Here is a 21,953-nt window from a genome sequence, read left to right on the forward strand (position 1 = left end):
AATAGGAAAAGATCTTTTTTTCTGCTGCGTTTGGAGCTTAATGTTCAGCCAGATAGTCAAACATGAAAGCATACGCGTTGCGCATTTCTTTTTCCAAAGAATCCAAATGCGTTAGGGCTGCTTTCATGTCTTTAGCCTTGGAGGCTTTTTCTAGGTTTAGACAACACTCCCGGACACGATCCACGCCAATGGTCGCAGCGCCTCCCTTGAGTGAGTGTGCCAAATGGCGCAATCGTTCAACATCTTGCGATTGCAGGGCGTCTTTGATTTCCTGAATACGTTTTGGCTCCTGAGATATGAATACGGTAAACATCCGCTTAAGGAACGGGCGTTTGCCTGACATTGATTCCAGAAACTTGCTATCTACTATTTCTTTATGCACCGACGAATTCCTCTTTCTGCACCGCCACGGTGTCAGTGTTGCGAATTATCCTCTTATACGGTGCCATGCGATTTTCGGCAACATTTTTGAAGCCTGTGTTGACGCAAAAATGAAGAAATAGGAAATGGACCGTTTTCTTTTTTTCTGATTTCATTTGAACCGATTGTAATATCTTGAAAAATAGAGGCGGGTGCGACGAGATACAAAAAAAGGGTGAAAGCAATATACTTTCACCCTTTATTCTTTTGAAGTTGTGAGAGCTACATGGCGTAGAGTTTGTCGCCGGGGATGATGGAAATATTGTTTTTCTGTAACAATTCAATGCCTTGGTCGGTGCGGTCAAAGCGGAAGATAAGCACAGCCGAGTCACCGCTTTGCTGTACGAAAGCGTACATGTATTCCACATTGATTCCAGCATTTTGAAGCATACTCAGAATAGCATGCAATCCGCCAGGATCGTCAGAAACCTTGACGGCCACGACCGAGGTGCGACCAACGGTGAAGCCCGCTTCCTTCAGTGTGTCCTTGGCTTTGGTAAAGTCGGATACAATCAGACGCAGGATGCCGAAATCCGACGTGTCTGCCAGAGATAATGCACGAATGTTTACACCGGCCTCGGAGAGAAGACGGGTAACTTCGGCGAGACGTCCGGCACGATTTTCCAGAAATATGGAGAGTTGATCTACTTTCATAATGATCTCCTTGTGAATTGGAGGCGTTAGCCTTCTTTTCTCTTGTCAATGATGCGCTTGGCCTTACCCACGGAACGTTCAATTTCCTTGGGGCTGACCAATTTGACCTTGGCGGTGACGCCGAGGAATTCTTTAATGTTTTTCATTACCTTTGATTCGACGCGTTGTAAATTCTTAATCTCATCGGAGAAAATGGACTCGTTGACTTCCACCTGAACTTCCAGAGTATCAAGGTTGCCCTTGCGGTCAACAATGAGCTGGTAGTGCGGTGTTAATCCTTCAGTTTCAATGAGAATGGATTCGATTTGAGACGGGAAGACATTGACGCCGCGGATGATGAGCATATCGTCGGAACGACCTGTTACACGCTTCATGCGGGCAGTGGTGCGACCACATTTGCAGGGGGTGGTGTTCAAAGTGGTCAGGTCGCGTGTCCGATAACGGATGAGCGGAATGCCTTCCTTGGTCAGTGTCGTGAAGACCAACTCGCCTTCCTCACCGGGGGCTACAGGCTCGCCAGTTTCGGGGTTGATCGTTTCCGCAAGAAAGTGATCTTCCTGAATGTGCAGACCATCTTGAGCTTCAAGACATTCGATGGCAACACCCGGTCCCATAATTTCAGACAGGCCGTAGATGTCGATGGCTTTGATACCGAGTTTTTTCTCGATTTCGAGACGCATTTCGTTGGTCCATGGCTCAGCACCGAAAATACCGATGCGCAAGGGGAGTTTTTTGATATCGATGCCCATTTCTTCGCCTGTCTCAGCAAGGAACAGAGCATATGACGGTGTGCAACAGATGACGTCCGGTGAGAAATCTTTGAGCAGCGTGACCTGTCTGCGTGTGGCACCGCCGGAAATGGGAACGACTGTTGCTCCCAAGGCTTCTGCGCCGTAGTGCGCACCAAGGCCGCCTGTGAACAAGCCGTAGCCATATGCGTTGTGTACGGTGTCGCTGGCCGACGCACCCGCTGCCATGAAGGAACGGGCCATGAGTTCGCCCCAGTTCTTGATGTCACGCTTGGTGTAGCCGACTACAGTGGCGGTGCCGGTAGTGCCGGATGAAGAGTGGATGCGGACGATTTGGTCCTTGGGGACAGAGAAGAGGCCGAAGGGATATTGGTCGCGAAGATCCTGCTTGACGGTGAACGGGAGCAGGGTGAGGTCTTTCAGGCTTTTGATGTCCTGAGGCTTGACGCCTTTTTCATCGAATTTTTTCTTATAGAACGGGACATTGGCATATACTCGTTCACAGAGAGCCTGGAGCCTTCGGAGCTGGATTTTTTCCAGATCCTCCCTGGGCAGGGTTTCATTTTTTACATCGTAAATCATCCCGAGAACCTCCTTGCGCGGCCTTGATCGGCCCATGTTGACAAAATAAAAAACCACGGTCCTTTCGGCCCGTGGTCTGTTTAGCGTTTTTACCGCTCCAAATACTCCACGAGCCACCTACTGGGGGCACATAAAGAAAAAAAAGGAGCGAAATACGAGGAAATTTTTCATAAAGGCGAGATTGCCCCATGTTCCCGACCCCGTCAAGGTGTTTATCATTGGGTTGACGTAAGGAACGCGGTAAGACGGGGGATGAGTCCTCCCATTGCGGACCGGGGCAAAGTGCATTACATGGCTATGAGTCGTCTAACGAACGAGGTTCATATGCAGTTCAGGGAATTGATGGTACAGAACAGGACGCGGCGAAAATTCGACGAATCACGTCCTGTGGATATACAGATATTGGTCGATTTGGTTGAATTGACTCGATTCATCCCATCAGGCAAGAACATGCAGCCGTTGAAGTACATTGCTGTAGCAGATAAAGTACAGTGTGACGCCATTTTCCCGCTGCTGGGGTGGGCTGGCTATCTTAAGGACTGGAAAGGTCCGGCAGATGGTGAACGGCCAACTGGGTACATTGTTGTGATGCTCGATAGGAATCTGGCGGATACCCCTGGTTGCGATCATGGTATTGCCAGTCAGTCCATTATGCTGGGAGCTGTGGAAAAGGGGCTTGGCGGGTGCATTATCGGGACGGTAAATAGAAAGAAACTGTCTCGGATGCTCGACCTGTCGGAAAATTTTGATATACTTCTGGTGTTGGCGCTTGGTGTGCCAGCCCAGGATGTCGTGGTGGAATCGCTTCCATCCGACGGAAGTATACAGTATTGGAGTGGGAACGATGGCAAGCATCATGTGCCCAAACGTGGGCTGGATGATTTGCTTGTTGGGTGTTACCCGGAAAAAAAATAATATGTATCGAAAGATACGAGGATCACATTGTTGAACAAAGAAAAGAAGTTCCAGGAAATGGCGAGTGAAGACAAGGCCCGGATCGTCGCTGAATGGCTTGATGAAAAGCAGGGCGAGAATGTCGTTATCATGGATGTCTCAAAAATGAGTTCGGTCACTGATATGACCTTGGTTGTTTCTGCCCGTGGCGTGAAGCATGCCAAAGCTCTGGCAGAGTATATTCTGGATAAGGCTGCTGAGGACAATATCGAGTTTTTGAGCATGGAAGGACAGAAAACCGGTGAATGGGTTCTGGTTGATCTGAATGATGTGCTGGTTCATATCTTTCTTGAGGAACTCCGTGGGTTCTACAATATCGAAGGTATGTGGAACGGAGCCCCAAAAATTCAAATTTAGCCAATGCCTGGAGGCGTCATGGCCGAACCGAAGAAAACACTTCTGTTGATTCTGGACGGATGGGGCATTGCTCCTGAAGGCGCAGAGAACTGCGTCCGTAACGCCGCAACGCCACATTTGGATACTCTTCTGGCCAAATATCCCAATACCCGGTTGACTTGTTCAGGCCGTGCCGTGGGGTTGCCTGATGGATTCATGGGCAACTCCGAAGTTGGTCATATGAACATTGGTGGTGGTCGTATTATCTATCAGGATATGACCCGTATCGATTTGTCCATTGAGAACGGTAGCTTTTTCGACAATGCGACGCTCAAGGACCTGATGGCGAAAATTAAGGCCGGGACCGGGCGACTTCATCTTATGGGGTTGGTTTCCGATGGGGGTGTTCATAGCCATCAGAATCATATTTACGCCGTGCTCAAGATGGCCAAAGAGCAAGGGGTGTCTGAGGTCTTTATTCACGCCTTCATGGATGGTCGCGATACTTCGCCCACCAGTGGGGTTGTTTTTGTGCGCCAGTTAATGGAGAAGATGGAAGATATTGGTATCGGCCATGTGGCAACTGTTAGCGGGCGGTATTGGGCCATGGACCGTGATAAACGGTTTGAGCGTAATGAGTTTGCCTATAAGGCGTTGGTCTTAGGCGAAGGTGGTGCCATGGCTGATCCGCTTTCTGGTATTCAGGCATCGTATGATGCGGGTGAAACCGATGAGTTTATCAAGCCGAGCATTATTGATGGCGTGAATGGACAGATCGGTGATGGAGACGGCGTGTTTTTCTTCAATTTCCGTGCTGACCGTGCGCGGCAGATTAGTCGTGCGTTGTTTGACAAGGATTTTTCTGAGTTTCCGCGTGCCTCCGTTCCTGAGATGGCTGAATTTGCCACCATGACACAGTATGAATCTTCCTTCCCCATGCCCACGGCGTTCCCGCCTGAAAGTTATAGTGGAACTTTGGGAGAAGTTGCTTCTGGTAAGGGAATGAAGCAATTGCGTATTGCTGAGACAGAGAAGTACGCCCATGTAACCTATTTTCTTAATTGCGGCCGTGAAGATCCATTTCCGAACGAAGATCGTGTCATGATCCCTTCGCCGCGTGAGGTCGCTACATACGATCAGAAACCGCAGATGAGTGCTGATGAAGTCGCTGATACGCTCATAGGCAAGTTCTCTGATTATGATTTGTGTGTTTGTAATCTCGCTAATCTCGATATGGTGGGGCATACCGGAATTATTGACGCAGCCAAGCAGGCTTGCGTCACTGTCGATGCTTGTGTCGGACGGATTGTGGATACGGTTTTGGCAGCTGGTGGTCGTATTCTTTTGACTGCGGACCACGGTAATGCCGAGAAATTAGTTGCTGATGACGGCAGTCCGCATACGGCGCATACAACCAACCCCGTTCCCCTTGTATATATTGAAAAAGGGTGCGAAGGTGCCGAACTTGAAGAGGGTATTCTTGGCGATTTGGCACCCACCATTCTTGGATTGTGGGGCATTGAGCAGCCCGCTGAGATGACCGGAAAGAACCTGGTGAAAAAGAGAAAATAATGGCTGAATCAAAGAAACCACTGACCCCGGTCAAGCCTGCTGGTATGGAATTGATATTTCTGTATCCATGTCCACATTGCAGCCGAGAGGTCCCCCTTATTGCTCCGTCCCGTCCTGCCATGGCGCAGTGTGACGCGTGTCGGGAAAACTTCCCCATAGTCCCTGTGGATGATCGGACCATTCGGTACATGAAGCTTATTCTGGCGGGTGGCAAAGCCGGTATCGACCCGGATTTTTTGTAATAAACAAATTATTATAAAAGCCGGTCAAAACGATTTCGTTTTGACCGGCTTTTTTTGTCTTGATATTATCTAGAGAAAGTCTAAAGATATCTTTTATCTGTTGTAATTATTGCGTTTTTTGAAAAGTGTAATGATTGCAGTGAACTACTAATTGGCTCGCCAATTGCTTTAAGCATATCACTGTTTTTTAAGTCAAAATAGAGGACTGAAGGATTATGATGATGCGGAAAAGTGGCAAAGTAGCGGTAATTGCAGCAGTCTTTCTTGTTTCTGGAATTCTTTCTGTAGGTGAAGCTTTGGCTGTGGAGAGTCTTGCAAAGGTAACAATTTTGTCAGCTGAAGTTGTCAGACTGCACTGGCTTTTGGGAGTCGGTGGAATTTTGAGTGTGTGTACCTGTATTGTGTGTGTGCTTTTTTACAGAAGAATTGTGAGTAATAAATACAGTGCATTGTTGAATTGTTTAGAATTGGTTGTGCAAGGGAAGTGGCATTCAAATCTACAGGTTCATAAGAATGACGTTTTTGGTAGTTTGTATAGAGATATAAACCAAATTGTTAAGTACATTGGTGGCTTAGAAAAGGGGATTTTTGATACGCAGAATGCGCTTCAAGTGGCCGAGGGAAAGACTGATAAAGCCATTGAAAATTCTATTATGGCAAGGAAGCACGGGGAAAATGCTCGATGTCAGGGGCTTTTGTCAGCAGCCGAAACAATGGAATTGTCGTTACAGAGTATTCGGGATCAATCCAATCAGTTGGATAATGCAATTTCTAGAGCGAGTGACGGGGCCATCAGGCAGCAGCACATCGTATCAAGCGCTGTTTCGGCGACAGAGCAGATGAATAGTGCCGTGGCAGAAACGGCCGAGAATGCCGCAGCGGCGGCCTCTGGTGCGGAGTTGGTTATGGAACGAGCCTCATCAGGGGCTTCTGTTGTCACACGGACTCGTGATGCCATCGGGTCTGTTTCGAAGAATTCTCAGGCTTTGGTCGAGAGCGTGGCAGGTCTTGGCGCTCAGGCTCACGGTGTAGGGACTATTATGGGTGTTATTTCTGATATTGCTGATCAGACAAATCTGTTGGCGTTAAACGCAGCAATTGAAGCAGCTCGAGCAGGAGATGCCGGACGTGGCTTTGCAGTCGTGGCCGATGAAGTCCGTAAACTTGCGGAGAAGACCATGGAGGCTACCCGTAATGTCGGCTTGGCTATCGAAGGTATTCAGGAGCAGGTATCAGAGACTATTGAAGGCGTGCAGGGAATGGCTGGACTTGCTGATGATGCTGCCGGCTTGGCTGATGAATCTGGCGCTGCTTTGGAGGAAATTGTGACATATTCAGGAGTGAGTGCTGGACAGATCAGTGCCATTGCCGCAGCAGCGCATCAGCAGTCTATTTCTTGTGAAGAGGTCAATCGTACTATCTTTGAGATTCATGGAATTTCTACAGAGACTGGGCAGGGCATGGTTGATGCAGCTGATACCGTTGCCCTTTTGACTGAGCGAGTAGAGGATTTGGCGACTATGACGGGAGTTTTTCGTTTGGTTGGGCATGGCCGTGTACAGGCTGTCATTGAAGACTTGTCAAAGGCCACAGATGTGCAATCCTGTGAACGTTTACGGCAGGAAGATGCCATCCGGAGGACGTTACATGCAAATGAATTTCTTGAATTAATGTATGTTACTGATTCAAGAGGCATGCAGGTTGTTAGCAATATGGGTGGATTTGTTTCGAATTATTCAGAAGATGCTTCAGCATTCGGTGCGGATTGGGGATCTCGTCCATGGTTCATGGAAGCCATGGCGACCAGCACCTTTTTCGTCTCTGATGTGTATACTTCGTCGGCGTCAGGTGAGAGTTGCATCACTGTATCCAGTCCATTTTTTAATATAGGAGGGCGGGTACTTGGAGTTATCGCCGTAGACGTCCGTGTTGCTGTTTAGGCGTTTTCATTCTGAGTATTCTTTTTGTATTGCATGAGGATGTTGCCAGCGACGATAAAGCCGAGTCCGGCGATTGTTGCGGGCAGGATTTCTTCGCCCACCAGAAAGTGGATGAAGATAAGCGAGAGGAATGGGGAGAGAAATATGAGGTTTGCAATACGGGCGGTGCCTTCACCATCAGGTGTCGCTGCGTATTTCATGGCCGTGAGCCAAAGGGCGAAGGTGATGCCCATTTCGAAGAATCCGACATAAGCTGCGGATAGTGCTGATGTCATGTCCAAAGTCGGCAACTCTGAGAAAACAAGTGTTGCTATAATGATGAGCGGGAAACCACAGAGAAAACCGAGGAGTAATCCAGCTATAGGATCAGCTTTGCTCCGGGTGTTGAATATCCAGTAAAGTGCCCATATGACAGTGCTTGCCAGAGCAAGTCCGACACCTGTGAGGTTGGAGAATTCAAGAGAGAACGGGTTGCCATGAGTGGAGATGACCACCACGCCGAAATAGCTCAGAAAAATAGCGGCCATATCTTTGCCTGACATTTTCTGACCTAGCAAAGGGATGGAGAGCAATGATAGAGTGATGGCCCAAGTATAATTGATGGGTTGTGCCTCTTGCGCCGGAAGTAGGTCGTATGCCTTGAACAGGATGACGTAGTAAAGGAATGGATTTAGTACGCCAAGCAGGGCTGAACGAATCATTTCGCGGCGTGGCATTCGTGTCAGTTCATGGAGTTTGCCCTGAAACACCATGATTCCGGTGAGTGCGACAATGGAGGTGGCACAGGCCATGAGTAGAAGTTGGAGCGGGTCCAGTCTGGTCAGAGCGATTTTGAAGGCAGAGGCCACGGTGGACCAGATGCCCACCGTGACCAATCCGAATATCAGTGCTTTTTTTCTGTTGTTCACGAGCGTGTTTAGATAATGACGTGTTTTTTGATGTGGTTAACCACTTCTTCTACGTCATCAGTCACGATGAACAGGTCGAGGTCGTCTTCATGGCAGAATTCGTTGGTGACAAGCTGTGTCTTGAACCAATCCACTAGACCTCCCCAGAATTCTGTGCCGAATAAGACAATGGGAAAAGGCTTGATGCGGTGGGTCTGGATTAGTACCAGAGCTTCCGAAAGTTCATCCAGAGTGCCATAGCCGCCGGGTAGGGCCACGTAGGCCAGAGCGTATTTGATGAACATGAGCTTACGGATGAAGAAGTAGCGAAATTCACTTTTTATGTTCATGTACGGGTTGTTGTGTTGTTCCATGGGCAGATGGATATGTAGGCCGATGGATTCGCCACCGTTTTCAAATGCGCCTTTGTTTCCGGCTTCCATGAGACCGGGACCGCCGCCGGTAATAATTGAGTAGCCTGCTTCAGACAAGGCCTTGGAAAGTTCTACGGTCTTTTCGTAAAGCGGTTCTTCCGGCTTGACGCGAGCCGAACCGAACATGGATACGGCAGGTCCGATTTCAGACAGATTTTCAAAGCCGTCCACTATTTCTGACATGATTTTGAAAAGCCGCCAGGATTCCTGGATTGAAAGGTCATCAATGAGATATTGTTTGGAGCGATGGATCATGAATTCTCCTTGGATTTCGTATGGAATTGTTGCCTGAACCAAGTTTATGGGGCATGTAATCAAGACAGCGGACACTGAGTCTCGCTTGTAGACACATTACACAGATTCTTCCCCTTTCGAAAGTGGATTTTGTCGTTTTTCACAGGGGGATGGCATGATGAGGAACATCGATGAAAATTACATTCATGGGCGCAGCCCGTACCGTCAGTGGCTCCTGTTATATTCTCGAATGTGGCAACAAGCGGTTTGCCGTTGATTGTGGCCTTCATCAGGGTAATAAGGAAATCGAGAAGCGGAACTGGAATTTTGATCAGTATGACGCTAAAGAGCTTGATTTCATATTGATTACCCATGCTCATATTGACCATACCGGCTTGTTACCGGCTCTGGTTTCCAAAGGTTTTAAAAGCCCCATCTATTGCACCGCTCCGACACGAGATCTGTTGGAGATCATGTTGCTTGACAGCGCACATATTCAGGAAATGGAAGCGGAGTGGGCCAATCGCAAGCGATTACGGACTGGTGGACAGCCCGTGCGGCCTTTGTATTCCATTGTCGATGCTGAAAATACCATCCCGTTATTTGCAACAGTTGATTATTCCCAGACGTTTGAGCCAGCTCCAGGTATCAAAGTAACCTATATGAATGCAGGACATATCCTTGGTTCTGCTTTTATCGAAATAGAATATGAGCAGGACGGCAAAAAAACCAAGGCGGTTTTTTCTGGTGACTTGGGGCGACCTGAGCAACTTATCGTCGAGGACCCCAGTGGTGTGGATTGTGCGGATTATCTGTTTCTTGAATCAACGTATGGCAATCGTAATCACAAAGATGAGGCGGGGAGTCTGGAGGAATTGGCTGAAGCCATTGCCTACAGTTATAAAAATGGTGAGAAAGTCGTTATTCCGGCGTTTGCCGTGGAGCGGTCACAGCAGATTATATACAGTCTTTTTCTGTTGAAGAAACAGGGAAAGTTGCCGGACGATATGCCTGTATATCTGGATAGCCCGTTGGCTATTCGCGCTACGGAGATCTTTCGCAAGCATCCTGAATTTTTTGATAAAGAAACGCAGGAACTTCTTGAAAATGGTGAGAACCCACTCGATTTGCCGAACTTGAAGTTTACTGAGAGTCGTGAACAGTCTCAGGCCATCAACGAGACTCGTGGTCCGGCTGTTATTATTTCAGCCAGTGGAATGGCCAATGCCGGACGCATTAAGCATCATTTGCGGCATAATTTGTGGCGTCCCGGTGCAAGCGTTATTTTTGTGGGATGGCAGGGCGTTGGTACTCCTGGACGGAAAATTGTGGGTGGCGCCAAGAAAATCCGTATTTTTGGTGAAGAAGTGGCTATCAATGCCAAGGTGTTTACCATTAATGGATTTTCCGGGCATGCCGGACAGGATGAACTCATGGACTGGCTCGGCACTATGAAGGGTAAGTCGGTGAAGGTTATTCTGGTACACGGCGAAGCTGAAGTGCAGAAAGAATTTGGTGCATTGATTACTGAAAAATTTGGTTTTGAAGTGCATATCCCTGAATATATGGAAGAACTCGAATTGGAACCCGGTGTGGAGTTGCAGCCCGTGGTGGATATGGATATTGCCAGACCCCGCGTGGATTGGAATTTTCTCCTTGCCGATTCCGAAAAGCTGTATGCGGAACTTCGGGAGCGCGTGAAGAATGTGGAAGATCGGCCATGGGTCGATCAGTCGGAGTTGCGCGACAGGCTGCTTGATATTAATCGCAACATTGTTGCACTGGTCTCGGAAATGTAATCATGCGAATAGTTGGTGGAAAATACAAAGGACGTAGGCTCAAAACCTGCGAGGGGCCGGGGTATAGACCGGCCACAATGAAAGTTCGTGAATCCATTTTTTCCATGCTGATGGCGCGGGGAGTGGGTTTTTCGGACGTGCGTGTCATCGACATGTTTGCCGGTTCAGGAAGCTTGGGAATGGAATGCCTGAGTCGTGGCGTGACAACTGCCTGGTTTATAGAGAAAAGTTCAAAGGCCGCAGGGTTGATACGAAAAAATTTGTCTGACCTTGGCGTGGAGAAAAAATGCGTCAAGGTGGTCAGCAAGGACCTTTTTGGTGTATTGTCCAAGAAACCTGATACGCCTTTTGATCTGGTTTTCATTGACCCGCCCTATGGAAAGGACTTATTGGTCCCGGCTTTGGAGAAGGCGTTGAAAAAAGGGTGGATTGCACCCGGCGCATTAGTCCTGGCCGAAGTGGAGACAGCTATTAGTGCTCCACTCGAAGGACCTATTGCGGAAATGGAATTGTTAACTGACCGTGAATACGGTCAAACCAGGATACTTTTATGGCGGAATTAAACCATCGCACGGCTGTTTACCCCGGAACTTTTGACCCTTTGACCATGGGCCATGTCAGTTTGACTCGGCGTGGTCTTCAGGTTTTTGATACCGTGATTCTTGCCGTGGCTGAAAGCACGCCGAAGAAGACGCTGTTTTCCATCGGGGAACGGGTTGAATTGGCAAAAGAAGTTTTTCGCGATGAGCCGAATGTTATTGTCGAGCCGTTTGATTGTTTGTTGATTGATTATGTGGAGAGCAAGGGAGCTGGAACCATTATGCGCGGCCTGCGTGCGGTTTCCGATTTCGAGTATGAATTTCAGATGGCACTCATGAATCGCAAATTGGAGCGTGAAATTGAGACAGTCTTTATGATGACTGATTTTAAATGGATGTATTTGAGTTCCACCATTGTGAAAGAAGTTGCCCATTACGGCGGTGATGTTTGCGGATTGGTCCCCGGTCCTGTGGTCAAGGCCTTGAATATTAAATATGGCTTCACATACGGGTGCGGCGGCAAAAAGAAGAAAGGGAAATGAGTAAAAAGCCTCCCATAGTTTGCCTTCTTGGTCCCACGGGAACCGGAAAGACCGCTGCAGCTATTGCTATTGCCAAGTGCATGGACGCCAGTGTTATCAATTTTGATTCTCGACAGGTGTATCGCGATTTTCCGCTTATAACGGCGCAACCCGATGTCGAGGAACAGGCTGCTTGCCCTCATTTGTTGTATGGATTTTTGGGGACTGAAGAGAAGATGACGGCTGCCCGATTTGTGGCGCTGGCTGTTGAGAAGATCGAAGAGGTACGTTCACAAGGCCGTTTGCCCATATTGGTGGGCGGGACCGGGATGTATCTTCGGTCTTTGCTTTCCGGGATTGCACCCATTCCTGAAATACCGGCTGAGATTCGGCAGCAGGTTCTTGATCGAGTCAAAGCCGAGGGCCCGCAGATTTTACACACAGAGTTGACAAAGAACGATCCTGACTATGCTGCCAAGATTCACCCCAATGATACGCAGCGTAACGCTCGTGCCGCAGAAGTTTTTCTGGCGACGGGGAAAAACATGACATGGTGGCACACTGAAAGTGAACATGCCCCGGCACCGTATGAAGCTCTTAAAATCGGCATGAAGATTGATTTGAATGAACTCACACCGCATTTGGCCAAGCGGATCGGTGGGATGTTGGAGCAGGGAGCGGTGGATGAAGCCACGCGGGCGTATGCGAAGTGTTCAGATGGCAAAGCGCCAGGATGGACCGGCATAGGATGTTCGGAACTGTTGGCTTTTCTGCGGGACGAAATCCCGCTGAGTGATGTTCGAAATATGTGGATCAAAAACACGCGGGCCTATGCTAAACGGCAGATTACATGGTTCAAAAAAGAATCCGATATTCATTGGTTTGCACCGGGAGCAAATAATGACATCGCCAACCATGTGGAGCAATGGCTGGCTGAATTCAATTGATCAATTCAGTCCGATAACGGCTAGTTGTGTTGGCGTCAGATACCAGTTCAATGTGCCGTAGGTTTCTTTCATGTTCATCTGTAACTGCATGAGACCGCCGTTTTCGATAGCGATGTCCACTGGTGTTATTGTCGTCAGTATGTGGGAAGCAAGTGCTCCGAGTGAGGGAAGGTGTCCCACAATGAGGATTGACTCCAACCCGTTGTAATCCCTTATATAATCTAATGTTTTTTTTGCTGGTGTCATTGCCTTGACCACATCGGTCACCTGAATCCTAGAGGACGGATAGCCTGTTTGTTCAGCCATGATTTTGGCTGTTTCCAGAGAGCGGACTTTAGGGCTGGCGACTACAAGCTCGAAACGTAGGCCCAGAATTTGTGCGGCGCGTGCCGATTTTTCAATTTGTTCTCGGCCTACCGGACTTAAAGGTTGGTGCGGGTCAAGCTCTTTGGATAGGCAGACGCCATGTTGCATTAAATGGATAAGCATGCGTAACTCCACTGTTTGGTTGCCGTATTTTGGAAATGTATCACTCGCGTCAGGGCGCGGCAAGCTGCTTGCAGAAAAGCGGCAACCACGATACATCCGATGGAGTTTGATATCCCACACCGCATGCGGTTTTGAATACTTGAGGACACTATATACATGTCATTTCGTCTTGTTATTCCCATTTTGTTGTCATTGTTTATCTTTTCTCCTGTGGCGCAAGCCTTTCAAGGGCATGTGCAGTCTTTCGGAAAAGAGGGAGCTATTGCTTGGGGTAATGGCGAACTCTCTGTTGTTCAAGCTGTCGAAAAAAGTAATGATGAAGCGACGCCATATACGCCGCTGGCCGTGCGCAAGGCGGCTTCCAAGGCTCGTCGGCTTTTGCTTGATATGGTTTTAACCACACGAATCAGTGCCAAGCAGACGGTCGGCAGTGCTCTTGCTGATAATCGAGTGCTAGGCAGTCAGGTAAGGGGACTTGTTCACAATTCTCTTTTCCAAGGACCGTCCCATCTGGATGCCGAAGGAACCGTTCTGGTCTCCGAGCGTTTTAGAGGCAAGCTGGCTGAGTTGATTTTACCGACAACCATTCAGTTTCAAAGTGGCATCTCTCCGAAATTGTCTACATATATGGAACAGGATGTTACGGAGTTAGAAGCGGTTGGTTCTGCTGTAACAGGATATTCCGGTGTTATTATCGACGCTCGTGGCATGAAAGTTACGCCCGCACTGACTCCTGTTATTTACGGGAGCGAGGGGCTTGGTGCTTACGGTGCATTTCTGGTGAGCAGGGCCAATGCTGTGAATAAGGGCGTCGTAGCGTATGCGAATACATCCGATTTGGCAGTTCTTAAAGAGCGCGTGGGTAATAACCCTTTGCGGGTCAAAGCGGTCCGTGCGTACGGTTCTTGGCGGACCGATATAATTATTGAGACATCAATGGCCCGGTTAGTTCGTGCCATTATGAAGTCCGGGAATATTGTTGCGAATTGTGCAGTTGTTATTGTCGTGGACGAAGCCGCGCCCGTTGAAACCCTTGAAACTGTTGAAACCGAAAGCGAATAAGCGCGAGTTGAGATAATGCAGACTATTTTGAGAATTTGTTGTTTTTTGATGTGCCTCATGATTTTTCCTTCCATGGCAGGAGCAGGCACCGTGGATGTCTTTCGGCCTGTAGAAGAAAATGTGTCTCCCATGGAGATGCGCACCCGTGCCATGGCTGAAGGATTTGCCTTGGCTGTACTGGATGAGGCCCAAGTTATGTTGCCCGGATTGGACGCATTGCGTGCCGAAGCCTTAAAAATGTATCTGACAGGGCACGCCAAGCCGTATATTCAGGGATACAAATTGCTCTCTTCCAAGGAAGTCGATGAAGGCCTTGAAATGCGTATGGACGTGCGTATTAACAAGCGAACACTTCGAGATGGTTTGAAAAAATTAGGACTTTTCCAGACGTTGAAATCACCGTTGGTGGCATCAGTGGCCTGGCCTGAAGATATTTCCGGTGATGAAATGGCTGTTTTGCAAGGTCTTATCACCATGACTGGTTTGGAATTGGAAGACGGTACGTATCCCGCCTTCTTTCTGGAATATACCAAGGAAAAAGCCTATAAAGGGCGCATGATTCTGGATAATCGAGAGTGGCTTAGCATCAACAAGGACCTAGCGGTGGTCTGGGTTGATCTCTGGGCACGGTATTTTGATCAGTCTCAATCGAAGATTGCTCCGGCCAAAACGCAATTGCTCACTATTTCTGGATGGTTTTCACCCGACGGAATTCTGGAATTTGATCGTGTCTTGAGAGGATGGGATTCTGCCGTTCAGGAGGCTCGGTTGGTGGAAATGGACATGCAGCCTACTGGCACAGGTGCAACTTGGGATGTGAATATCCTGAATCGTGACCGACTGGACATGCTATTGCAGTCGTTTTTGCCGCAGCGTGGTTTGACGTTTCAAATGACGCAGGGAGATTAAGAGTTAGGAGGAGATGTCACCGTGTCGCGTGATGCCATTTGGACTGTTCCCAATATTTTGACCATTATTCGGATTCTGCTGACTCCGGCTTTTGTCATGGCGTATATTTCAGAGAATTTCAATTTTGCCTGGATACTTTTTGCTATAGCCGGCTTGACCGACGCACTCGATGGGTTTTTGGCCAGAATATGGGATCAGCGGACACAGCTTGGTGCCATGCTCGATCCGCTTGCCGACAAGGTCTTGCTTGTTACATCTTTTCTTTGCCTAGCCCTCAAGGGTTGGATTCCTCCTTGGTTTACCGTGTTGGTTGTCAGCCGCGATGTCATCATTGTCGGGGGCTTGGCCGTACTTCATTTTTGGGGAATTGAGGTTCGTAGCCGTATCAAGCCTATTTGGATCAGTAAGTTTACCACAGCCGCACAAATCTTTTTGGTTATTTTTGTCATGATACAACGGTCTTTTGGGTTGGATTTCCCCTTAATTCAATTGTTCATGGTCGGGGTGACGGGGGTTGTCACGGTTATATCCGGGATTGCCTATGTGCGCCGCGGTTTTGAACTTTTTTCTGAAGAGTCCGGCGGACAATAAACATCCAATTTCATAAAGAAAAACCCGGCTGCATGGCAACCGGGTTTAAATAGCATTTGAAAGATTGAACGTGGGCTAGCTTTCTTTCTTGTCTTCGTCTTTTTCTTCTCTTGGGGTGACGTCAATTTCGTCAGGTTCGTTAGTCGCTTTTTTGAAATTGCTGATTGCTTTACCGATGCCACCGCCAATTTCAGGCAATTTCTTGGCACCAAAGATGACCAGGACGATAACGAGAATTATCAACAGTTCCCAAACTCCGAATCCGCCGATCATATATTGCCTCCAATTTGGTGAAAGTCCACGTGATTATTTGTTGACTGAGGCTATACACCCGAGCAAATGCTCAGTCAAGGACGTGAACTCTTTTCCTGACCTGGCACCACGGGGAGAAAAGGGGCGCTTCGTCCTTTACAATCAAGGGCATGGGTCTTACATCTTCGAAGTCCGGGAACTGTGTATTTTTACTTTTGCAGCCCATATACATATATAATGAGCGACCATGAATGATATAAAGCGATTGCCGGGTGACGGATGTACTTATTACGTTCGAGGACGATGCCTGTATGAGGAGCGTCTCAACCCTGGATACACCCAGTCCTGGCGATGTCAGGTCCTTAAAAAATGGGAATCGAAGTTCGACGATTTTCTTGCTCGGGCGGAGTTCTTTGGCGTCGAACAGAAAGCTGTACCCGATTTATGGGACCGACAGTTTCAAAGAATGGCCCGAGATGTGTTCCATTGTCAGATGTATACCTATGAACCCGGTGTGGAACCTCCGGGATGTCGCAATCAATTGGATGCCATCTGTATTCACGGTCTGCCTAAATGCTATGGTCGTTGTCGTCATTACGAAATTGCAATCCCCGAACATGATGAAGAATAGAAATTAGGAGAATATACATGCTGCTCTCTTTTCCCAATCTGCACCCTGAATTGTGGACAAATGGTCCGTTGAAAGGCCTCAAATTCCTCGATCCCGGTTTGAATGAAGCGTCATTCGACCAAGCGTTTCGCCCCGAGGATTTGCCGCTTGATCACAATACTGCGACTGCGCTTATCAATGATTGTATCAATTTTGGTGAACAGTTTAAAGATCCCAGCGAGATGGCTTATTTCGGAGCTGTAACTACGGATGATTTTTATGAAGGGTCGAGCATGTCTATTCAGGCACAGCTCACCCGGCAGTTTGACGATGGTCAAGGCTCCAAGCAGGAGCGCGAAGAAAAGGAAGCTCGGTCCAAGGCACAGTTCATTTTGTTGCTGGCTTGGTTCTTTGAAGAGCGCATGATTGAGTTGTCCGGATTGGAGAAGGGGATTAAGGCCCGTTGGAAGTCCATGGATACTACTTTGGGAGTGGATGACGAAGATCGTATTAATGAGCGTGTTGTCGATCTTGGCAATGCGCAAAGTCATACGGGCGGCGTGTCAGACGGCCAGACCATTCCGCTTCCGTGGCAACGAGTAGTTGAGGCGTTGCCTGCGTTTATTCCTGAAGACACGACGCTGGTTTGCTCCAACAGTGAAATCATTGATGCATGGGAAGAACTCGACATCGAATTTTCCGAGAATGAGGACGGGATGCTTACAGCAACATTACCAGCATGGAAGTTTGCTGGACGGCGCAGAGCGCCGGAAGGCACGCCCACTGCGCTCAAGAGTGTGACTGTCGGAATCCTTAAATAATTTTAGGAGATATTGATGGCGCTTGCCAACGAGATAATGAACCCGGATATACTCGGGGGCCTCAAGACTATTGTTTTCGATTGTGACGGGGTGCTCATAGATTCTTATGAAGCCAACATGCATTATTACGGGACAATCAGAAAGGAATTGGGGTTGCCTCCTCTCTCTGATGAGGAAAAATACTATGTACATACGCGGACTCATAAAGAGGCTGTGACCCGTATCGTGCCAGAAGATCTGTTTGATGAAGCGTGGAAGCTTGTGAAGGCTTTTGATTCATCGTCGTTGCATCAATATCTTAAACGGTCAGATGGGGTTCGTGAATTTTTGTGGTGGTTGCGTGATGCAGGCTTCGGCTTGGCTGTGAATACCAGCCGAGGTGATACCATGGATGGCATTTTGACTATGATGGACCTTGAAGGTTTTTTCTATCCGGTCATGACGTCGGATAAAGTTTGTGTTCCAAAGCCTCATCCTGAAGGAATATTTACAATTATGCGGGAACATAGTGTTCAACCCCACGAGGTTGCCTACATAGGAGATTCCATCGTGGACGAGAAAACTGCTCGGGCGGCTGGAGTCCGTTTTTGGGCATATAAAGATGCAAATATGACTGCTGAAGTCCACATTGATGATTTCTGGGCTATCAAGGCGGCCATGCAAAGGTGCTATAAAGGGCGTAGACAGTCGTTTTAAGACTTGATTCTTACTATGCTGTGTGCGAAATTGACCACATTGGTATTAATGGCGGATACAAAGGTATCCTTATGATTTTGGAGGATATATGGATTTTCTGGGCTCGTTAGTCCAAGCGACGGCGTATATTACCAACACTGTCCTTACGATATACTTTTGGATCGTTATCATTTCTGCATTGCTTTCCTGGGTCAATCCTGACCCGTACAATCCCATCGTGCGTTTTTTGCGTGGTGTAACGGAACCGGTTTTCTACAAGATTCGCCGGTGGCTTCCGTTTGCCGTTGTCGGTGGTTTTGATCTTTCGCCCATCGTGGTGATTCTTGCCATTCAGGTGTGCAAGATCGTTGTGGTCGAAAATCTCTACCGCCTCGCGTACTCCATGAGTACTGGCGTACCCATGTAGCCGACCACACAGGAGGACTGCCATGACTGTTTCCAAGATTGATTTGCTTAACAAACAGTTTTCACGTGGAATGTTTGGATATTCTCGCGTGGAAGTGGATCAGTTTATGATGGAACTGGCTGAAGTTCTGGGCGATTTTGCGGATAACCGAAAGGATATGCGCAAAAAGGTCAAGCGATTGGAAAAGACGTTGGTGGAGTATCGACAGCGTGATGAAACATTGCGTGATACACTCATGAGTACGCAGAAGATGGTGGATGATCTCAAGGTGGCAGCCAGCAAAGAGGCCCAGTTGATTCTTGATGAAGCTCGGGCCAAGGCTGATGCGACCGTGCAGAAAGGTCATAACCGTCTGGCGCAGATTCATGAGGAAATTGAAGGCTTGAAAAGAAGCCGGACACAGTTTGAAATTCAACTCAAAGGGCTTTTGAACTCGCACCTTGAAATGCTTGAGATGTCCAGTCCCGAGCGAGATAAGGTGGAAGAGTTGGAATCCAAGTTGAAATATTTGAAAAAAGTCGACTAGAACGGGGATTGGATTATTTCCAGACCTGAATTTGTACGTCGGCACAAGGACGGCTGGCAGATAGCTGTCTGGGTACAGCCCGGAGCTCGTAAGAGCGATTTGGCGGGATTGTATCAGGGGTGTGCCAAGATACGTTTGAATGCCCCGGCTGTAGACAACAAGGCGAACAAGAGTCTTGTGAAGTTTGTGGCTGAATTGTTGAAAGTGAAAAAAAGTCAGGTGGCGATAGTATCCGGGCACACCAACCGGAGAAAGCTTCTGGCAATAAGTCCGACGGGGGAACCGGATTGGAGTAACCTTCTTCCAGAACCCGCACCGCGATAACCTGTAAAAAGGAGCAGAACATGGAAGCCAAAGACCTTGAAATCATTGAGATGCACGGGGCCAAAGACACACAACTGAAGGCTCTGTGGGAACAACATGCTACATACGAAAAGATGTTGGATAAGCTTGAATCCAAATCTTATCTTTCTGATACTGAAGTTCAAGAAATGAAGGAACTCAAGAAGAAGAAGCTCGCTGGCAAGACGCAGTTGCAGAGCATGCTCGATAAATATCGCAAATCGGAGGCGTAAGATATGAAATTGTCCGGGGCCCAGACTCTCCTTAAGTGTCTGGAAATGGAAGGAGTTGATGTCATGTTCGGTTTCCCTGGTGGAGCCGTCATCGATATTTATGACGAAATACCCAAGTCATCTGTAGAGCATATTCTAGTACGCCATGAGCAGGGTGCTATTCATGCGGCAGACGGCTATGCCAGGGCTACTGGACAAGTCGGGGTATGTCTCGTTACTTCCGGCCCCGGCGCGACCAATACCGTAACTGGTATCGCGACCGCGTATGCCGATTCCATTCCGGTGGTCATATTTACAGGTCAGGTGCCCCGCGCACTGATTGGAAACGATGCGTTCCAGGAAGTGGATATCGTGGGGATCACCCGGCCGTGTACCAAGCACAATTATCTTGTGCAGGACATTGAAGATTTGGCTACCACCATCAAACAAGCATTTTATTTGGCCCGTACCGGTCGTCCCGGTCCGGTGCTGGTGGACCTGCCTAAGGATGTACAGCAGCAGATTGCCGAGTTTAGTTATCCAGAAGAAGTGTCCATGCGCAGTTACAAACCGACGAAAAAACCGCATGTCGGCCAAATTCGTAAGGTGGTTAAGCTCCTCAAGGACGCCAAGCGACCGCTTTTTTACTCCGGTGGTGGCGTTATCACTTCTGGTAGTCATGAAGAACTGACATGGCTCGGGCAGAATCTCAATATTCCGGTAACTTCGACTCTGATGGGGTTGGGAGCATTTCCGGGCGATGATGATCTATTTCTTGGCATGCTCGGTATGCATGGGACCTATGCAGCCAACATGGCTGTGAATAATTGTGATCTGCTGTTGGCTGTAGGCGCTCGGTTTGATGACCGTGTCACCGGCAAGGTAGACACCTTCGCACCGAACGCCACGATCGTTCATATTGATGTGGACCCGACGTCCATTCAGAAGAACGTGTCTGTTCATGTGCCGTTGGTTGCGGATTGCAAACCAGCATTGGCTGCGCTCAAGAAAGAGACCGAAGCGACCTTAAGCGATTTTGATTGGGCTGGCAGTTATGGCGATTGGGTGAAAAAGGTTCAGGGTTGGGCTGCTGAACACCCGTTGACATATAATGATGACAGCGCTTCTATCAAACCTCAGTATGTCGTTGAAAAAATTTATGAAATCACCAAAGGTGACGCGATTATCGCTACCGAGGTGGGGCAGAACCAAATGTGGGCTGCCCAGTTCTACAAGTACACTCAGCCGAACACGTTGTTGACGTCGGGTGGTTTGGGTACCATGGGCTACGGTTTCCCCGCAGCTTTGGGTGCACAACGCGCCTTCCCTGACAAGCTGGTTATTGATGTTGCCGGTGACGGCTCCATCCAGATGTGTATTCAGGAGATGATGACCGCGGTATGCAATAAGTTGCCCGTGAAGATCATTATTCTTAACAATGGCTATCTCGGCATGGTCCGGCAGTGGCAGGAGCTCTTCTATGAGAAAAACTACTGTTCCACCTGCATGGATGCACAGCCTGATTTTGTTAAGCTGGCCGAGGCCTATGGTGCTGCCGGATTTCGGGTGACTGAAAAGAAGGATGTCGAATCGACCCTTCGTGAAGCCTTTAAGGTAGATAAACCGGTCATTGTGGACATTCGTGTCGAGAAAGAAGAAAACGTTTACCCCATGGTCCCGGCCGGTGCTTCGCTGACCGAGATGTTGTTGGTTTAGGAGGCGCGCCATGAGTAAGCATACTCTTTCTGTTATGGTTGAAAATGAGCCGGGTGTTTTGTCTCGCGTGGCCGGATTGTTTTCCGGGCGCGGTTTTAATATCTACTCTTTGAATGTTGCGCCAACTCTGGAAAAAGGCGTTTCTCTCATGACTATTGTTGCTGAGGGTGACGATGCCATTGTTGAACAGATCGTCAAGCAGCTTCGTAAGCTTGTACCTACTGTAAAAGTCAAAGATCTCACTGAACTGAACTCCGTGGACCGTGAAATGGTCCTGATCAAGGTCAATGCTGAAGATTCAAAACGCGCAGAGATTCTACGAATTGTTGACATCTTCAGGTGCAAGGTTGTAGACGTCAGCGTCGACGAATTGACCATTGAGGTAACGGGCGACCAAGGCAAGATTGGCGCACTCGTCAATTTGCTTACCCGTTTTGGTATCAAGGAAGTCGCTCGCACCGGCAATGTTGCCATGCAGCGTTCCATGCAAATCGATCTATAATTCGCAACC

General features: G+C 48.3%; 28 protein-coding genes. 21 read left to right on the top strand and 7 right to left on the bottom strand.

Going from position 1 to position 21,953, the window contains the following annotated elements:
* Positions 1 to 37: 37 nt before the first annotated feature.
* From SYK_RS01965 to SYK_RS01975, 3 genes are all read right to left on the bottom strand, one after another.
* Positions 38 to 382 (bottom strand): Hpt domain-containing protein, encoded by a 345-nt coding sequence (locus SYK_RS01965; RefSeq protein WP_281761944.1) that lies wholly within the window; start codon positions 380 to 382, stop codon positions 38 to 40.
* Between the two features lie 260 nt (positions 383 to 642).
* The gene (locus SYK_RS01970; RefSeq protein ID WP_281761945.1) at positions 643 to 1,074 is read right to left on the bottom strand and encodes an ACT domain-containing protein; all 432 of its coding nucleotides are present in this window, start codon (positions 1,072 to 1,074) and stop codon (positions 643 to 645) included.
* Positions 1,075 to 1,100: 26 nt separating this feature from the next.
* Positions 1,101 to 2,405 (bottom strand): phenylacetate--CoA ligase family protein, encoded by a 1,305-nt coding sequence (locus SYK_RS01975; protein WP_281761946.1) that lies wholly within the window; start codon positions 2,403 to 2,405, stop codon positions 1,101 to 1,103.
* 252 nt (positions 2,406 to 2,657) lie between these two features.
* Here SYK_RS01975 and SYK_RS01980 point away from each other — a divergent pair, with 252 nt between their 5' ends.
* The 5 genes from SYK_RS01980 to SYK_RS02000 all read left to right on the top strand — a co-directional run bounded on the left by SYK_RS01980 (position 2,658) and on the right by SYK_RS02000 (position 7,449).
* Entirely contained in the window at positions 2,658 to 3,320 is a 663-nt protein-coding gene (locus SYK_RS01980) for a nitroreductase family protein (protein ID WP_281761947.1), read from the top strand.
* A 27-nt stretch (positions 3,321 to 3,347) separates the two neighbouring features.
* Entirely contained in the window at positions 3,348 to 3,716 is a 369-nt protein-coding gene (gene rsfS, locus SYK_RS01985) for a ribosome silencing factor (protein WP_281761948.1), read from the top strand.
* An 18-nt stretch (positions 3,717 to 3,734) separates the two neighbouring features.
* Positions 3,735 to 5,267 carry a 2,3-bisphosphoglycerate-independent phosphoglycerate mutase gene (gene gpmI / locus SYK_RS01990; RefSeq protein ID WP_281761949.1) on the top strand — a complete coding sequence of 511 codons (1,533 nt, stop codon included), beginning with the start codon at positions 3,735 to 3,737 and terminating at the stop codon, positions 5,265 to 5,267.
* Positions 5,267 to 5,509 carry a hypothetical protein gene (locus SYK_RS01995; protein WP_281761950.1) on the top strand — a complete coding sequence of 81 codons (243 nt, stop codon included), beginning with the start codon at positions 5,267 to 5,269 and terminating at the stop codon, positions 5,507 to 5,509. The genes gpmI and SYK_RS01995 overlap by 1 nt, the downstream gene beginning before the upstream one ends.
* Positions 5,510 to 6,162: 653 nt before the next feature.
* Complete coding sequence (locus tag SYK_RS02000) at positions 6,163 to 7,449, top strand: methyl-accepting chemotaxis protein (RefSeq protein WP_281761951.1); 1,287 nt, start codon at positions 6,163 to 6,165, stop codon at positions 7,447 to 7,449.
* Here SYK_RS02000 and SYK_RS02005 read toward each other — a convergent pair.
* Entirely contained in the window at positions 7,446 to 8,357 is a 912-nt protein-coding gene (locus tag SYK_RS02005) for a DMT family transporter (RefSeq protein ID WP_281761952.1), read from the bottom strand. The two genes, SYK_RS02000 and SYK_RS02005, sit on opposite strands and share 4 nt — an antisense overlap.
* Positions 8,358 to 8,365: 8 nt before the next feature.
* Positions 8,366 to 9,025, bottom strand: coding sequence for an LOG family protein (locus SYK_RS02010; RefSeq protein WP_281761953.1), 660 nt, complete (start codon positions 9,023 to 9,025; stop codon positions 8,366 to 8,368).
* Between the two features lie 170 nt (positions 9,026 to 9,195).
* Here SYK_RS02010 and SYK_RS02015 point away from each other — a divergent pair, with 170 nt between their 5' ends.
* The 4 genes from SYK_RS02015 to miaA are packed head-to-tail and all read left to right on the top strand — an operon-like array spanning position 9,196 to position 12,810.
* A complete protein-coding gene (locus SYK_RS02015; protein WP_281761954.1) occupies positions 9,196 to 10,803 on the top strand; it encodes an MBL fold metallo-hydrolase RNA specificity domain-containing protein in 1,608 nt (535 codons plus the stop codon).
* Positions 10,804 to 10,805: 2 nt separating this feature from the next.
* The gene (gene rsmD, locus SYK_RS02020; RefSeq protein WP_281761955.1) at positions 10,806 to 11,366 is read left to right on the top strand and encodes a 16S rRNA (guanine(966)-N(2))-methyltransferase RsmD; all 561 of its coding nucleotides are present in this window, start codon (positions 10,806 to 10,808) and stop codon (positions 11,364 to 11,366) included.
* Positions 11,354 to 11,884, top strand: coding sequence for a pantetheine-phosphate adenylyltransferase (gene coaD, locus SYK_RS02025; RefSeq protein WP_281761956.1), 531 nt, complete (start codon positions 11,354 to 11,356; stop codon positions 11,882 to 11,884). Before rsmD ends, coaD begins: the two co-directional genes overlap by 13 nt.
* Positions 11,881 to 12,810 carry a tRNA (adenosine(37)-N6)-dimethylallyltransferase MiaA gene (gene miaA / locus SYK_RS02030; protein WP_281761957.1) on the top strand — a complete coding sequence of 310 codons (930 nt, stop codon included), beginning with the start codon at positions 11,881 to 11,883 and terminating at the stop codon, positions 12,808 to 12,810. Before coaD ends, miaA begins: the two co-directional genes overlap by 4 nt.
* Here the strand turns inward: miaA and SYK_RS02035 are convergent, their stop codons facing one another.
* Positions 12,811 to 13,299 carry a SixA phosphatase family protein gene (locus SYK_RS02035; RefSeq protein WP_281761958.1) on the bottom strand — a complete coding sequence of 163 codons (489 nt, stop codon included), beginning with the start codon at positions 13,297 to 13,299 and terminating at the stop codon, positions 12,811 to 12,813.
* A 156-nt stretch (positions 13,300 to 13,455) separates the two neighbouring features.
* Here SYK_RS02035 and SYK_RS02040 point away from each other — a divergent pair, with 156 nt between their 5' ends.
* From SYK_RS02040 to SYK_RS02050, 3 genes are read left to right on the top strand one after another with little or no spacing between them, the layout of a single operon-like run.
* Positions 13,456 to 14,361, top strand: coding sequence for a hypothetical protein (locus SYK_RS02040; protein ID WP_281761959.1), 906 nt, complete (start codon positions 13,456 to 13,458; stop codon positions 14,359 to 14,361).
* Between the two features lie 15 nt (positions 14,362 to 14,376).
* Positions 14,377 to 15,270 (top strand): hypothetical protein, encoded by an 894-nt coding sequence (locus SYK_RS02045; RefSeq protein ID WP_281761960.1) that lies wholly within the window; start codon positions 14,377 to 14,379, stop codon positions 15,268 to 15,270.
* A 21-nt stretch (positions 15,271 to 15,291) separates the two neighbouring features.
* Positions 15,292 to 15,861, top strand: a complete 570-nt coding sequence (locus tag SYK_RS02050; protein WP_281761961.1) for a CDP-alcohol phosphatidyltransferase family protein — start codon at positions 15,292 to 15,294, stop codon at positions 15,859 to 15,861.
* A 75-nt stretch (positions 15,862 to 15,936) separates the two neighbouring features.
* Here SYK_RS02050 and SYK_RS02055 read toward each other — a convergent pair whose 3' ends face one another.
* Positions 15,937 to 16,134, bottom strand: coding sequence for a twin-arginine translocase TatA/TatE family subunit (locus SYK_RS02055; protein ID WP_281761962.1), 198 nt, complete (start codon positions 16,132 to 16,134; stop codon positions 15,937 to 15,939).
* 226 nt (positions 16,135 to 16,360) lie between these two features.
* On the opposite strand from SYK_RS02055, the gene SYK_RS02060 reads away from it, so the two are divergent.
* The 9 genes from SYK_RS02060 to ilvN all read left to right on the top strand — a co-directional run bounded on the left by SYK_RS02060 (position 16,361) and on the right by ilvN (position 21,944).
* Complete coding sequence (locus SYK_RS02060; RefSeq protein ID WP_281761963.1) at positions 16,361 to 16,744, top strand: hypothetical protein; 384 nt, start codon at positions 16,361 to 16,363, stop codon at positions 16,742 to 16,744.
* Positions 16,745 to 16,761: 17 nt separating this feature from the next.
* Positions 16,762 to 17,544, top strand: a complete 783-nt coding sequence (locus SYK_RS02065; RefSeq protein WP_281761964.1) for a hypothetical protein — start codon at positions 16,762 to 16,764, stop codon at positions 17,542 to 17,544.
* A gap of 15 nt (positions 17,545 to 17,559) precedes the next feature.
* Entirely contained in the window at positions 17,560 to 18,240 is a 681-nt protein-coding gene (locus SYK_RS02070; protein ID WP_281761965.1) for an HAD family hydrolase, read from the top strand.
* A gap of 88 nt (positions 18,241 to 18,328) precedes the next feature.
* Positions 18,329 to 18,646 (top strand): YggT family protein, encoded by a 318-nt coding sequence (locus SYK_RS02075; protein WP_281761966.1) that lies wholly within the window; start codon positions 18,329 to 18,331, stop codon positions 18,644 to 18,646.
* Positions 18,647 to 18,668: 22 nt separating this feature from the next.
* Positions 18,669 to 19,172, top strand: a complete 504-nt coding sequence (locus SYK_RS02080) for a DivIVA domain-containing protein (protein ID WP_281761967.1) — start codon at positions 18,669 to 18,671, stop codon at positions 19,170 to 19,172.
* Between the two features lie 60 nt (positions 19,173 to 19,232).
* Positions 19,233 to 19,496, top strand: a complete 264-nt coding sequence (locus tag SYK_RS02085) for a DUF167 domain-containing protein (RefSeq protein WP_353618299.1) — start codon at positions 19,233 to 19,235, stop codon at positions 19,494 to 19,496.
* 20 nt (positions 19,497 to 19,516) lie between these two features.
* Positions 19,517 to 19,747: a DUF465 domain-containing protein gene (locus SYK_RS02090; RefSeq protein WP_281761968.1), complete on the top strand. Its 231-nt coding sequence runs from the start codon at positions 19,517 to 19,519 to the stop codon at positions 19,745 to 19,747.
* Positions 19,748 to 19,750: 3 nt separating this feature from the next.
* Positions 19,751 to 21,442 (top strand): biosynthetic-type acetolactate synthase large subunit, encoded by a 1,692-nt coding sequence (gene ilvB / locus SYK_RS02095; RefSeq protein ID WP_281761969.1) that lies wholly within the window; start codon positions 19,751 to 19,753, stop codon positions 21,440 to 21,442.
* Positions 21,443 to 21,452: 10 nt separating this feature from the next.
* The gene (gene ilvN, locus SYK_RS02100) at positions 21,453 to 21,944 is read left to right on the top strand and encodes an acetolactate synthase small subunit (RefSeq protein ID WP_281761970.1); all 492 of its coding nucleotides are present in this window, start codon (positions 21,453 to 21,455) and stop codon (positions 21,942 to 21,944) included.
* Positions 21,945 to 21,953: the final 9 nt, after the last annotated feature.

Origin of the sequence: Pseudodesulfovibrio nedwellii, assembly GCF_027923765.1 — a bacterium.
In the GTDB taxonomy this organism is placed as follows: Bacteria; Desulfobacterota; Desulfovibrionia; order Desulfovibrionales; family Desulfovibrionaceae; genus Pseudodesulfovibrio; species Pseudodesulfovibrio nedwellii.